The following is a 13,115-nucleotide window of genomic DNA, read 5'->3' as shown; positions in this document are numbered from 1 at the left end:
CGCGGTCTAAAGAATGGAGCGGTAGATCGAGAGGAGTCGTTGCTCCATGATTTCCCAGCTGAAGGTGGTCTCGAAAAGGGTGCGGGCACGTCGCTGAATTGCTGTAAGTTCAGCAGCGTCGGCAAAAAGCCGATCGGCAGCCTCTTCGAAAGAACCTGCTGAATAATCGCACACCACACCGACCTCATGGGCGCTTACCAGCTGGTCCACGCCTGTGTCCTTTGCCACAATAATCGGCAAGCCCAGCATCAAAGCTTCGTAGAACTTGTTCGGTGAGGAGTATTTATGGTTCGGCACGGCCGGGTCATAAACCGCAAGCAGGCAGTCAGCCGAGGCCTCAAGTTTGAGGGTTTCTCCGTAGGGCAATTTGCCGTGGAAAGTGATGTTCTCGAAATCCGTCGCATACTTTCGCGCCGTGGTTTCAAGGCCGCCGAACCCCCCGATATCCAGGTGCCAGTCAGGCCGCCGGGAGAACAGTTCGAGGAGTTCGGCCAGAAGGCGGCCCTCGCTCAGGATCCCAACGTAGACAAACCGCTTGCGCGGGTCGCCGGTCCGGATCGCCTGCACATCGGTTGCCGGCGGGGAGTTGTGGATGACGACGAGCCGCTTCGGCTTGGCCTTCGACAGCTGGGATTCGCGGTTCTCGCCCACGATGATCACCACATCGGCGCGGTTGATCACGAAAGTGTCAATGCTTTCGACGAGGGGCGCGACTGCCCGGGGAACGGAAAACGAGTCGACGAAGTAGTCGTAGATGTCATAGACCAGGGGAACCCGCAGGATCTTGGCCATGATCAGGCCGCTGAATGCGGTTCCGAGGTCGCTCGCGTGGATGGCAGTGATGCCTTTGCGGTGCTTCCACAGTTGGCGGAGCAGGAAGAACTGGAACAGCGCCATTCCGAGCAAAGTGCCGAGGCTCGCGCCGTAGCTGGACTTGATGCCGGACCGGAGGATCCTTGCCGTGCCGTTGGCGAATTCCAGGACCTCGTCCCGCGCCAGGTCTCCGTCGCGGTCCCAACCGAGAATCAGGATTTCCGGGTGTTCCTTAAGGACACTGTTGACTTCCTTTTCGACCCTCGGATCGGGAGCCACATGCGTGGCACGCAAAAAAGCAATGGTCATCCGTTCGTGCCAGCCTCGGCTGCAATCTGGGGGACGGCGGGAGCAAAGTCCGGCAGCCGATCTCCCGTTCCGAACAGGGCCTGAATGGCTGCCAGGGTGCGCGCCGCGGCCTGGCCGTCGCCGTACGGGTTCACGGCGTGTGCCATGGAGTCGTAGTGTGCCCGGTCATGCAGCAGGCCGTTAACTTCGGAGACGATACGGTCCTCGTCGGTGCCGATCAGGAGAACGGTACCCGCATGCACGGCCTCGGGCCGTTCGGTGTTCTCGCGCATGACAAGGACCGGCTTGCCGAGGCTGGGCGCTTCTTCCTGGACTCCGCCGGAGTCGGTGAGAACGACGTCGGCAAGGGACAGCATGCGGGTGAACTCGCCGTAGGCGAGGGGCTCCGTCACGATGACGTTCGGGAACTTCTCGATAAAGGGGAGGACCGCCTCGCGGACCGCCGGGTTCTTGTGCGCCGGCAGCACGATCGTGAGGTCCGGCTCGGCCTCGGCGATCCGGGCCAGGGCGCGTCCGACCCCGCGCATGGCTTCACCCTGGTTCTCCCGGCGGTGGGTGGTGACCAGCAGAATCCGCCGCCCTGTGTCCGCCAGTTCCTGGAGGACAGGATCGGAAAAAGGGATCTGCTTGCCGACGGTGGTCAGCAGGGCATCGATGACGGTATTTCCGGTGACCACGATGTCCTTTTCGGGGACGCCTTCGGCCAGCAGGTTGCTCTTGCTCTCCGAGGTGGGGGCCAGGTGCAGTGAGGTGATCTGGGAGGTGATTTTCCGGTTCGCCTCTTCGGGGAACGGCGAGTACAAGTTACCGCTGCGCAGGCCTGCCTCAACGTGGATGACCGGGATGCCGTGGTAGAACGCTGCAATGGCGCCGGCAGTCGACGTCGTGGTGTCGCCCTGGACGATCACGGCGTCGGGTTTGTGTTCGCTGAAGAGTTTGTCCAGGCCTTCGAGCGTGCGGGTCATGATGCCGGTCAGCGATTGTCGGGGCTGGATGATGTTCAGGTCATGGTCGGGGACAATTTCGAAGAGCTCGTTGACCTGGTCCAGCATCTGCCGGTGCTGCCCGGTGACTGTCACGACGCACTCAAAGTCCGGGGACTCCTGGAGTGCCGAGACGATCGGAGCCATCTTAATGGCTTCGGGGCGGGTGCCGTAGATCGGCATGAGCGTACGCATCAAAACTCCCTTTGGTGATCACATTGGAACTCTGGCCACCTTACCAAAGCTGCCGCTCAGGCCTCGGCCGCGTGGTCGGGGACCCGGCCGTGCTGGCGGAGAAGGAAGATCGGCCACACCACGGCGGCAGCGGCGTTTGCGGCGACGAAGCCCCACACTGCCCCGTCCAGCCCGTTGAGGAAGAGCCCGGCGAAGGGGAACAGGATGTGCATAACCGTCTGGATGGCCCTGCCCCTCACGAGGCTGCCGTGCGCAAGGATGCCCCGGGCGACGATGTAGTAGAAGTGCCCGACGAATCCGACGGCAACGTAGATGGTGCAAGCCACAGCGTAGTCCGACAGGGTGGCGAGGGCGCCGGTAACGAAGTCGAGCTGCGGGAGGACGACGCCAAGAACGGCGTAGCAGGCCAGCGCCATCAGCGCTGCGATGCCGAGCACGCCGAACATGACGTTCCGGCTAAGGAGCACCTTGGGCGGCATCTGGGAAATGTTGGGCCTGACCGGATCCAGTGCCAGCTGGATCGGCATGGCCACGCTGGAGATGCTGCGGTAGGCGCCAAAGCCGCTGGTTCCCAGGAAGGGCGCCATGGCGAGCGGGGCGCCGATCGAACCGGCGTCCATCAACAATGATTCTCCCAGCAACGGCGCGATGCGTGCCCGACGGTGCCGGACCCAGGTGATGAGTCCCGAACCGCGGCGCGGCCGCGAGGGCAGGAACAGCAGCGAGGACGCGATGCTGGCCAAAGCCCACCCGGTCAGCACTCCGGTGAGCGCGCCGAGGTCGTAGAAGAGGGCGGCCCCGAGTGTCAGAAAAAAGGCGACGACGCCTGCGAGGTCCGATGCCAGCACCGCCTGCGGGCCTCGGCTGGCGGAGTGGAAGAACCGCGCCCCGAGCCGGTAGATGCTGGCGGCCACGCCCACGGCTGCGGCGAGGGCGTGGCCCCAATTGCCGAGCACGACGGCGGCGACCGCCAGGGTGACGATGCCGGCGATGCCGGCGCCCATCAACAGCGCGCCAGAGTAGCTGTGCCATCCATCGTGGTCCGGGTCCTGCCCGCGGCCGCGGGCCCACGTGTCGCACACGGCGGAGAGCGCCATCGACCAGCCGAGCGCAAAGATGAGGTACGGCACGGAGAAGGCGCCATAGTCCGCGGTGGAGAACAGCAGCAGGGCGGAGATGGGCACCATGGCGCTGCCCACCGCGCCGAGCAGCGAGGAACCAAGGAAATGCAGCCGCGCCATCCTCAGGAATTCCGCGCAGTGTTGACGACGGCGAGATACTCCGCCGCGCGGCGTTTCCAGTCGAAGGAATCCACGAGTTCCGGCGCCGGTGGGGCGGCGGGGGAGTCGAGCGCTGACCGGACGTTGTCGGCCCAGGCGCCGGCGTCAGAGGCCTCGGCCAGCCGGACATCCGCTCCGGCCTCCAAGAGGTACCGGGCTGCTCCGACCGGGGTGCTGACGACGGCGGCCCCGGCGGCCACCGCTTCAAGCAGGGTGGTCTGGAACCCTTCGGAGAGCGTCGTGGGGTTAAGGAAGACACTGCCGCGGAGCAGTTCGGCGATCCGCGCGGGCGGCTGCTGGCCATGGATGACGACGCGGTCCGCCAGCGGGGAGGCCCCGGCGCGTGCGGCCAGTGCCGTACGGTCTATCCCGTCGCCGACAATGTGGAGTTCCATGTCCGGGTGGTCCGAGGCGAGTTGCTCCGCCGTCGCGAGGGCGAGATCCCAGCCCTTGCCCGGGACGACGCGGCCGACGTAGACGAGCCGCGTCCGCCGCGCCGGGCTGTCGGCCCCGGCGCCGGTAAACGCCGCGGTGTCGATGGCGTTGTGGAAGACCTCGCCGTTGACTCCCGCGAGGTCGCGGACGAATTCCCTGGCGCCCTCGGAGATGCACAGGACGCGGCTGGCGCCGCGCAGCACCAGGCGGCCCATGGTCCAGTCGACCAGATTGCTGGCCAGGGCCACCGCGGGGGAGACGCCCTTGACTGCCGCGGACCCGTGTTCCGTGTGAATGCCCGGTACTCCCAGCCGCTTGGCGAGCCGGACGCCGATCAGTGACATCGGGAAGAACCGCGTGTGCGTCGAGATTGCTGTCACGGATGTGTCCGCGAGCATCCGCCGGATTTTCCGTGAGGTCCGCGGCCACGGCCAGGCGAGTACGCCGCCTACTGCCGGGGAGCACTTGAACCGGACGATCCGGGGGTTAGCTTCCAGCTCCGACGGGGTGTCGTTGTCCAGGCAGAAGACGGTCACCCGGGCACCCAGGCTGGCGAGCTGGTTGGCCAGCGCAGCGACGTGGAACTCTACGCCGCCGACGCTGGGCAGGTAGTTGTTGACCACAAACGCAATATGGTGCGCGGAGTCCGGAACCGGAAGAACGGGGGCGGTCACTGTAACGGGAGGCTTTCTCTCGGGGCTGCACACCGCCGTCGTCAGCACTTAGCGACGGCCCGATGCGCCGGGTCTAAGTTTGACCACTATACCGGCAGGGTCCTGAAGCCCGGGCGGGGCGGCCGCCGGGCATATGGAATACTGGATTCTTGTGAGTCGCACATGGTTCGTTATTCCGATGTACAACGAGGCTACCGTCGTAGGCGGGGTCGTAACGGATCTCCGGAAGGAGTTTCCCAACGTTGTTTGCATTGACGACGGCAGCTCCGACGGCTCCCAGGACATTGCGCGGGCGGCCGGCGCCGTTGTTGTCCAGCACCCGATCAACCTCGGTCAGGGCGCAGCCTTGCAGACCGGTTTTGAATACGCACTCCAGGATCCCGATCTCGATTGCATCGTGACATTCGACGCCGATGGCCAGCACCGGATCGAGGACGCCAAGGCGATGGTGGAGCGGGTCCGCAGCGGCGAGGCCGAAATTGTCCTCGGCTCCCGCTTCCTGGACAAGCGGACCAAGCTTTCCCCTGCCAAGCGCGTGGTGCTCAAGACAGCCGCCATCCAGTCACGCCTGGCTACGGGCATGGACCTGACCGACGCCCACAACGGGCTTCGCGCCATCAGCCCCTCCGTTGCCGGACGAATTCACCTCACCCAGAACCGGATGGCCCACGCCTCTGAACTGGTGCACCAGTTGGCGAAGATGCAGCCGCGCTACGTGGAGCATCCTGTGGAGATCATTTACACCGACTACTCCAAAGCCAAGGGCCAGTCGTTGCTAAACGCCGTCAATATCGTCTTCGAACTGTTCTTCAAGTAGCAAAGGCCCCTGACATGTTGATCGTTGTCCAGATTGCGCTGGTCCTTGCCGTGATCATCGTCTCCGTAGCGCTAATGCGCGGCGGATCGAACGCCCGCCACCTTGCCATCCGCCGCATGATGCTTATCCTGTTCGCCGTCGTGGCGGTGCTCTCCATTTTCTTCCCGGGCCTGCTGTCCAGCGTCGCGACCTTCTTCGGCGTCGGCCGCGGAACGGACCTCGTGCTGTACGGCACGATCGTTTCTTTCCTGGTTTTCATGTCCACCACGTACCAGCGTTTCCGTCACATGGAGATCTCGATGACCAAGCTGGCCCGGCGCATCGCCATCGACGAAGTGCCGCGCCCTGAGGTAGCTGCCCAGTCGGAAGCCCGCTAGCCGCGGACTGCCAGAACCAAAGAGGCCGGGCCCAGAACCAGCGATGGTTCCGGGCCCGGCCTCTTTCGTTGCCCGGCCTATCAGGGGTTCTTCGTGATGGAGATGCCGCCCGTCGAGGTCCAGCGGATCGTTCCATTCACGAAGTTCTGCGTGCAACTCGTGGTGCCGGAACATTGCTCGCGGTCCCGGGGAACTCCCAGTGCTCCGTCGACGCCGCCCTGGCCGAGCCAGGCTTTGCCGATTTCCTTCGTGGTGTTCACTGTCTGCAGCCCGGTGGCCGCGGACCAGGTCACGTAGCCGGAGAGGAACCGCTGGAAGCAGATGGCGCCCTTGCACTGCTCGGCGCTGGCGGGGTAGGAGAGCGGGCTGGCGGTTCCGCCCAAGGATTCGTAGTAACCGCCAATTGTGGCGGTGGAGCCGTTAGTCCACACCGGCTGGATCTCTCCGGCGGCACTCCAGTACACGTTGCCGTACTGGAATTTCTGCACACAAGTGTTGTTCTGGCAGGTTTCGGCGCTGACCGGGAAACCGTACTTTCCGGCGATGCCGCCGAGGTTCAGGGTGTAGTAGGCCGCAATGGTGGAGTCGTCGTTGCTGTAGAACAACGGCTGGATTCCGCCGGAGGCGCTCCAGACAATGGTGCCGTACTGGAAGCGCTGCTGGCAGGACGTTGCGGAGCAGGTCTCCGGCCCGATCGGGAAACCGTAACGGCTCGCGGTGGCGCCGGACTTGACCCAGAGGCCGCCGATGGTGGAGTTGTCGCCATTGGTGAAGACGGGCTGGGTGCCCCCGGCCGCGCTCCACAGCACCCTTCCGCGCTGGAACAGCTGCTCGCAGTAGTTGGAGTAGCACTTCTCCGCCGACGTCGGGAACCCGTACTTGCTGTTGACCCCGCCGAGCTTGGTCCAGACCCCGCCCACCGTGGAGCTGTCGCCGTTGGTGAATACGGGCTGGATGCCGGTCGCTGCAGTCCAAAAGATCGACCCGCGCTCAAAATACTGCGCGCAGTAGCTGGCAGCGCAGGCTTCGCCGGTGGTGGGCAGGCCGTACTTGCTGTTGGGGCCGCCCTGCTTCTTCCAGTATGCGCCGATGGTTGAGTTGTCCGTCCCGGAGTAGATGGACTGTACACCCGTCCCGGCGGACCAGTACAGGTCTCCGGTCGCAAAGGTCTGGAAGCAGTAGTTGTCCTTGCAGGCTTCGCTGCCGGTGGGCAGACCGAACCGGCCCGAAGCGGCACCGGAACTGCGCCAGACTGAGCCGATTCCGCCAGACGTTGCAACGGACAGGACCCCTCGCTCGGCTGTCCAGTACGCCATCCGCCGCTCGAAAACCTGCTGGCACAGCGAGGCGTTGCAGCTTTCGAGGCTGGTCGCGCGCCCCCAAGCCCCGTTGGCGCCTCCGGCTGCGAGCCAGGCCTGGCCGATGCCGCCGCCGGTGTTGACAGTGACGCCGCCAGCGAATGACCGCAGCTGTGCGAGCGTACCGCGCCAGACGTTGGAGTCGCCGGCGAACGGTCCCGTGCTGCTGTATTGCCAGATGTCGTAGCCCATCCAGCCGTTGGGCAGGATGCCGGGCTGTTGAACGCCGTATGCCGCGATGTGCAGAGGGTTTCCGGAGAATCCACCGTTGTTGCCGGTGCACGTGCGCCACCAGTCCGTCGTGGTGTAGATCGCGGGAAGTCGCTTCGTCAGTGCATAGACGGTGTCGGAGAATTCCCGGGTCCAGGCTACGATCTGTGCCGGCGTCTGGTCGTAGCAGGTGTTGCCAAAGTACGAGCCGACATAGGGGTTGTATTCGATGTCCAGCAGTGGCGGAAGGGTCATGCCGTCGCCCGACCAGACGCCGCCGTTGGCGACAAAGTAGCGCGCCTGGTCCGCGGCCGTCCCCGCCTCCGGGTGGGGAATCGCGAAGTGGTACGAACCGCGGACCAGCCCGGCGTTGTAGGAGTTGTTGAACTGGGATGAGAATGCGGGACTGAGGTAGTAGTCGCCCTCAGTCGCCTTGACGTAGGCGAACTTGGCACCCATCCCGACTTCCGCTCCCCAATTCACAGCCGGCTGGTGGCCGCTGACATCCAGGCCCTGAACCCCGGGTGGAGTCCACGTGGACGCCGTCGTGGAGCCGTCGGCGGACGCCGCGCCGGGCGCGGCGGTGGTGGCTTCGTATTTGCGCACGCCATCCCCCATTCGCGCGCCATTCGGGCCGATGGTCGAGAGGAACTCGCTGTCCGAAGTGACGGACGGGTCGCTAGGTGCAAGGACAGATGTCGTGGTGCCGGCCAGGGACGAAGTGCTGAGGCTTGCCGGCCCGGCAGCCAGAACCGGGGATGCGGAGCCTATAACGAGGAGAACTGCCGCGGCGGCCGCGACTCCCGATGGCAGCCGGGGGCGGCCCCGTAGAAGGGAAATAGGGGGCCGGGTTCGAAGCATTTTGTTCTCCTGGAGGAAGTAGGCTTCCCGTCTCACCGCCTCCAGTTATGAGAAGCGCGGTGCGCATAAGGGCCGGCGAGCCGCCGGTAGCCTCCGCATGGTGGACACAACATAGCACCACAGGTGCTGGTGTTGCTAGAGATGCCAATGGTACCCGTGGGACCAGGTCCTGGGTGGGGGCGCGCTGTGGGCCTGCTGCCGCGTGCGCTGCTCAGCCGGCGGGTGGCGTTTCTAGCGCAGCGCGGAGGCGATTTGGGCAGCGAGGGCGCGGGCGGCTGTGGTGGTCACGTGGTTGCCGTCGCGGGACATCAGGACGTTGCTGTGCACGGCCGGGCACACAGACTCGTCGCAGAGCAGATCCACGGTGTCCACGAAGGTTCCTCCACGGGACGCTACGGCGTCGCGTTCCAGGGTTTGCAGGGCCGCGCTATAAGAGTCGGCACGGTTCACGGCGCAGCGGTCAGGGTCCTTCAGGTTTTTTGAGACACAGGAGTTCGGGCTTTGCTGCCAGCTCGGGTTATCGCCAATGATCACCGGTTCGGAACCGGCCGGAAGGCCGTCCAGGAGGGACTCGAGGCCGGCCGCCCACTGCTTGTCGTAGTCGGAACCGACGCCGGGGAAGTCGCGGTAACTGCGTTCCGAATTGGAAATCACCACTCGGTCCGGTTTGATCTCGCGGATCCGGTCCAGACCGGCCTGCTGGAACTGTTGGCAATTGAAGGGACCACTGATGTCCGGGTGGCCGGTAATGGGGAGCTGCACGGACGGGCAGGCGGACTTGGTGATAGTGACCAGCCGGAAGCCTTCGACGTCGGCGGCTTTCTTCAGGGCCGGGAACCAGTGCCCGGCATGGGAGTCGCCGAAGAGAACGACTGTCCGCGGTGAGTCCAGCTTGCCGAATTCGCAGCCGGTGGTGTTGTAGTCCGCGCCGTTGTTGTTGCACCCGTTGGTGAAAATGTCCGTGAGGTCCTTGTCCACGGTGTCCAGCGAGGGGGTGAGCGTAGCCTGGGGAATCCATCGGCCGCTGGCGTCGACCAGCGGATCGGCAAAGGGCTCGAGCCCGGCGCCAGCGCGGTCCGCGGCGACGGTCAGCTTGCTGAGTGCCTGGGCGGACTGCAGTGATTGCTGCTGCGCAAGACCCCAACCCCCGAAGCCTGCGGCCAGCACCGCCGTCGTGCCGAGCGCGATGGCGTAGGTCAGGCGTTTGCGGCGGTCGACGTTCAGGGCCTGGAAAGGCTTTTCGACGAAGTAGTAGGTCAACGTTGCCAGCACGACGGCGGCGACAGCCAGGACAGCTTTCTCCCGCAGCCGCAGCGGTCCGCCGGCGAGCAGCTGCGGGATGACGAGTAGCGGCCAGTGCCACAGGTACAGCGAATAGGAGATATTGCCCAGGAATAGCATCGGCTGGTTACCCAGTATCCGGTTTGCCCCCGGAGGCATCATCCCGCCGCTGCCGGCGAGGATGATGGCCACCGTGCCGAGCACCGGGAAGAGCGCCACCCAGCCTGGGAATTCCATGGACTTTGTGATGAGCAGCGCGGACAGGACTATCGTGGAAAGTCCAACCCCCAGCAGCAGGCCGCGCAGCCGGGCGTTCAATGCCGTCAGCTTGGCCGAAACCAGGTAGGTCAGCGCGCCCGCGGCCAGTTCCCAGGCGCGGGTGTGCAGGAGATAATACGAGCTGGTGGGCTGCGAGTGGGACAGCACGATGCTCAACGCGAGGGACACCGCAAACACGCCGCCCAGCAGGTACCAGAGCAGGTGGCGGGAGCGGCGGGCGCGGTGCAGCACGAGGAACAGCATGATCGGCCAGACAAAGTAGAACTGTTCCTCCACCGCCAGAGACCAGAAGTGGACGAATGGGGAGGGCTCCGGGTCGGCAAAGTAGCCGGAGGTCTGGGTCGCGAAGTTGAAGTTGGCCCCATAGAGCGCCGCGGCGATCAGGTCCTTGACGTAGCGGCCTGCCTGCAGCGGCGTCAGCAGTGTCATCACCGCGGTGCCGGAGGCCAGCAGCACCAGCAGGTAGACGGGCGCGAGCCGCTTGAGTCGCCGTGCGTAGAAGGCGGAGAAGGAGAAGGTCCCGGTGCGCTGCAGCTCGCGGATGATCAGTCCGGAGATCAGGAAGCCGGAAATCACGAAGAAGACGTCCACACCCACGAAACCGCCGGGGATGAACTGCGCCCCCATGTGATAGAGCAGCACCGAGCCAACGGCGATGGCGCGCAGGCCCTGGATGTCGTTGCGCAGCGAAGACTTCGGCGCAGTGGGCCGCGCGAGCGGGCGTTCGAGCGTTCGTTCGGCCGTGATCGGCGGCATGGAATACTTCCTGTTTCAGGGCAGTTCGGGCGCGAAATCCACAGGGCTCCGCCGGCATCCAAACTCCGGACGTCTCTTCCCATGGTAATTGTTGGGCGCCGCGGCGGCACAATCACTGGCCCGGTGCCACATGCGCGGAATGCGACGTGAGGCGCTTCCAACCTACACTGGAGCGCATGAAGGTATTGGTTACCGGCGGCGCCGGCTACATCGGATCGCACACGACGCTTTGTCTCCTCGAGGAGGGGCACGAGGTTGTCGTCCTCGACAACCTGATGAATTCGAACCCCGAGTCCCTGCGCCGGGTGGAGGGGCTCACCGGCAAAAAGGTGGACTTCCGCGAGGTCGACCTGCTCGATGCCGCCGCCGTCGATGCCGTCTTCGCCGAGGGCGGCTTTGAGGCCGTCATCCACTTCGCCGGGCTGAAAGCGGTGGGGGAGTCGGTGGAGAAGCCGCTCTGGTACTACCGGAACAATGTGGTGGGAACCCTGAACCTGCTCCACAGCATGGACGCAGCCGGCGTTCGCAGGCTGGTCTTCAGTTCCTCTGCCACCGTCTACGGCGCTTCGGAGGAAGTCCCGCTCATCGAAAAAGCCCCGCTGGATGCCACCAACCCCTACGGCCGGACCAAAGAACAGATCGAGGACATCCTCTCCGACCTTGGTGCCGCCGACCCGCGCTGGAGCATCGCACTGCTGCGCTACTTCAACCCGGTGGGTGCCCACGAGTCCGGCCTGATCGGAGAGGACCCCAGCGGTATCCCCAACAACTTGCTCCCGTTCGTGGCCCAGGTGGCGGTGGGTCGCCGCGAAAAGGTCATGGTGTTCGGCAACGACTACCCGACGCCGGACGGCACCGGCGTGCGCGACTACATCCACGTGATGGACCTGGCCGCCGGACACCTGGCCGCACTGGGCTACCTCAGCGGCAAGGCCGGCGTGTTCCGCTGGAACCTCGGTACCGGCCGCGGCTCCTCGGTGCTGGAGGTCATTGAGGCTTTCGGGAAGGCCGCCGGCCGCCCGGTGCCTTACGAATTTGCGCCTCGCCGCCCCGGCGACGCTGCGGTCAGCTACGCCGACGCCTCAGCCGCGCTGGCCGACCTTGGCTGGTCCGCGCACCGCAACCTGGCGCAGATGTGCAAGGACCACTGGCGCTGGCAAAGCAGCAACCCGCGGGGCTACGCCGCGGAAGCCGTGACGGTAGGAGCTACGAGCGACTAACGTTCCCAGCGCCGGCCCGCCCTCCGGCCGGGCCCCTGCCTGGCACTTATCCGCAAGCACCGCCGATTTCCTTGCCCGAATGCCCTGGTTCGTTGAGCTTTATCCGCTATTGCGTTGCCTCAAGGACGTACTGGGGCACGTGACCTAAATGGACTTGACCCTCGGCCGCCAATAGATGACGTCGTCGACAACAAACTTCACCCCTGGGCCCGTGGCGGTGAAGTCAACGCTTGATACAGTCGGGCATGCGTCCGGCCTCTCAGCGTCAGCCTCGGTGGCGAAGGCGGCCCGGCAAATCGGGTGCGCGGAGGAGGACTCCTGCTCGACGGCGTGAGCCTTGCGGCGTGCACCTCTTACGTCTTGTGGGTACGAGAAAAACTCCGGACGGGTGACCCACAAACCACGCGGCGGTACACGCCCGGCGGAGTCGAATGCCAAATGTGATGCCCCGAGTAAAGAATCCGCAACTGGACCGACAATCATCCAGTATCAACCGCGAGTCGGTGGATCAACTCACCAACATTGCTGCCCGTGTCGCGTCCTCGGCCCGGCAGATCATTCTCCACCGCCCCATCAACCCTCTGGAAAACGCTTCGACACCATCTAGCCGCTACCCAAGACAGCCTGGCCACCATCAACCCAGCCACAAGCGCGACCAGGACCTGCATTGGAACGCTCAAGGGCAGCGAGGCCGGGAAATCAGCCACGCCCGCAGCCTGCAAACCGCCGGAAACGGATTCAGGCTACCCTCCCCAGCGGACCGGTGGATTCAGGCTAAGCATTCAACATGGGAAAGGACCACGAGCCCTGATTGAGCCTACCGGGGCGGCGACTGACGCTGCCACCAGCATCTTCAACCTCACTCCGACCCGATGCCTCTCCCAGAGGTCCCACCTCGACGCCACTATTTGACGACCGTGCCGCCAGCTGGTGTCCAGTAGATGGCGCCGCCTTGGAAGGCCTGGGCCAGGCCGCCGTTGGGGTAGTTNCCGAGCTTGCCGTTTTCGAATCCTTGCGCTGCCCAGGCGGACCGGATGGGTCCGTACAGGCTTGGCTGGGCTCCGGTGGAGGGTGTCCAGTAGATGGCGCCGCCTTGGAAGGCCTGGGCCAGGCCGCCATTGGGGTAGTTGAGCTCGTCGGTGGTGGGGTAGCCGAGCTTGCCGCTTTCGAATCCTTGCGCTGCCCAGGCGGACCGGATGGGTCCGTACAGGCTTGGCTGGGCTCCGGTGGAGGGTGTCCAGTAGATGGCGCCGCCTTGGAAGGCCTG

General features: G+C 64.9%; 10 protein-coding genes. 3 read left to right on the top strand and 7 right to left on the bottom strand.

Translation table 11 applies throughout. The annotated features are described in order from the left end of the window. Positions 1-6: 6 nt before the first annotated feature. From AC50X9_RS07965 to AC50X9_RS07950, 4 genes are read right to left on the bottom strand one after another with little or no spacing between them, the layout of a single operon-like run. On the bottom strand, positions 7-1,122 hold the full coding sequence (locus AC50X9_RS07965) for a glycosyltransferase family 4 protein (protein WP_494892170.1): 1,116 nt from the start codon (positions 1,120-1,122) through the stop codon (positions 7-9). Continuing rightward, positions 1,119-2,300 (bottom strand): non-hydrolyzing UDP-N-acetylglucosamine 2-epimerase, encoded by a 1,182-nt coding sequence (gene wecB, locus AC50X9_RS07960; RefSeq protein WP_494892166.1) that lies wholly within the window; start codon positions 2,298-2,300, stop codon positions 1,119-1,121. The genes AC50X9_RS07965 and wecB overlap by 4 nt, the downstream gene beginning before the upstream one ends. A gap of 56 nt (positions 2,301-2,356) precedes the next feature. Then, the gene (locus AC50X9_RS07955; RefSeq protein WP_494892164.1) at positions 2,357-3,541 is read right to left on the bottom strand and encodes a hypothetical protein; all 1,185 of its coding nucleotides are present in this window, start codon (positions 3,539-3,541) and stop codon (positions 2,357-2,359) included. A gap of 2 nt (positions 3,542-3,543) precedes the next feature. After that, entirely contained in the window at positions 3,544-4,689 is a 1,146-nt protein-coding gene (locus tag AC50X9_RS07950) for a glycosyltransferase family 4 protein (RefSeq protein WP_494892162.1), read from the bottom strand. A gap of 133 nt (positions 4,690-4,822) precedes the next feature. On the opposite strand from AC50X9_RS07950, the gene AC50X9_RS07945 reads away from it, so the two are divergent. Together AC50X9_RS07945 and AC50X9_RS07940 are read left to right on the top strand one after the other, a co-directional pair. Beyond that, complete coding sequence (locus tag AC50X9_RS07945; protein ID WP_476911486.1) at positions 4,823-5,506, top strand: glycosyltransferase family 2 protein; 684 nt, start codon at positions 4,823-4,825, stop codon at positions 5,504-5,506. Between the two features lie 14 nt (positions 5,507-5,520). Next, positions 5,521-5,883 carry a DUF2304 domain-containing protein gene (locus AC50X9_RS07940; RefSeq protein WP_476911487.1) on the top strand — a complete coding sequence of 121 codons (363 nt, stop codon included), beginning with the start codon at positions 5,521-5,523 and terminating at the stop codon, positions 5,881-5,883. A gap of 80 nt (positions 5,884-5,963) precedes the next feature. Here the strand turns inward: AC50X9_RS07940 and AC50X9_RS07935 are convergent, their stop codons facing one another. Together AC50X9_RS07935 and AC50X9_RS07930 are read right to left on the bottom strand one after the other, a co-directional pair. Continuing rightward, positions 5,964-8,057, bottom strand: a complete 2,094-nt coding sequence (locus AC50X9_RS07935; RefSeq protein WP_494892159.1) for a GH25 family lysozyme — start codon at positions 8,055-8,057, stop codon at positions 5,964-5,966. A gap of 486 nt (positions 8,058-8,543) precedes the next feature. Then, positions 8,544-10,628, bottom strand: coding sequence for an acyltransferase family protein (locus AC50X9_RS07930; RefSeq protein WP_494892157.1), 2,085 nt, complete (start codon positions 10,626-10,628; stop codon positions 8,544-8,546). A 176-nt stretch (positions 10,629-10,804) separates the two neighbouring features. Between AC50X9_RS07930 and galE the strand changes: the two genes are divergently transcribed. Continuing rightward, the gene (gene galE / locus AC50X9_RS07925; RefSeq protein ID WP_494892155.1) at positions 10,805-11,848 is read left to right on the top strand and encodes a UDP-glucose 4-epimerase GalE; all 1,044 of its coding nucleotides are present in this window, start codon (positions 10,805-10,807) and stop codon (positions 11,846-11,848) included. 904 nt (positions 11,849-12,752) lie between these two features. Here the strand turns inward: galE and AC50X9_RS07920 are convergent. Further along, a partial coding sequence (locus AC50X9_RS07920; protein ID WP_494892153.1) for an LGFP repeat-containing protein occupies positions 12,753-13,115 on the bottom strand: 363 nt, incomplete at its 5' end.

This window comes from Pseudarthrobacter sp. HLT1-3 (genome assembly GCF_059383535.1).
Note: the sequence above shows the minus strand (reverse complement) of the source record. Positions and strands in the feature narration are given on the sequence as shown.

What these genes read in the sequence shown, in the direction of transcription:
- AC50X9_RS07965 (WP_494892170.1), bottom strand. Translation starts at nt 1,122, where the DNA reads ATGACCATTGCTTTTTTGCGTGCCACGCATGTGGCTCCCGATCCGAGG.
- wecB (WP_494892166.1), bottom strand. Translation starts at nt 2,300, where the DNA reads ATGCGTACGCTCATGCCGATCTACGGCACCCGCCCCGAAGCCATTAAG.
- AC50X9_RS07955 (WP_494892164.1), bottom strand. Translation starts at nt 3,541, where the DNA reads ATGGCGCGGCTGCATTTCCTTGGTTCCTCGCTGCTCGGCGCGGTGGGC.
- AC50X9_RS07945 (WP_476911486.1), top strand. Translation starts at nt 4,823, where the DNA reads ATGGAATACTGGATTCTTGTGAGTCGCACATGGTTCGTTATTCCGATG.
- AC50X9_RS07940 (WP_476911487.1), top strand. Translation starts at nt 5,521, where the DNA reads ATGTTGATCGTTGTCCAGATTGCGCTGGTCCTTGCCGTGATCATCGTC.
- AC50X9_RS07930 (WP_494892157.1), bottom strand. Translation starts at nt 10,628, where the DNA reads ATGCCGCCGATCACGGCCGAACGAACGCTCGAACGCCCGCTCGCGCGG.
- galE (WP_494892155.1), top strand. Translation starts at nt 10,805, where the DNA reads ATGAAGGTATTGGTTACCGGCGGCGCCGGCTACATCGGATCGCACACG.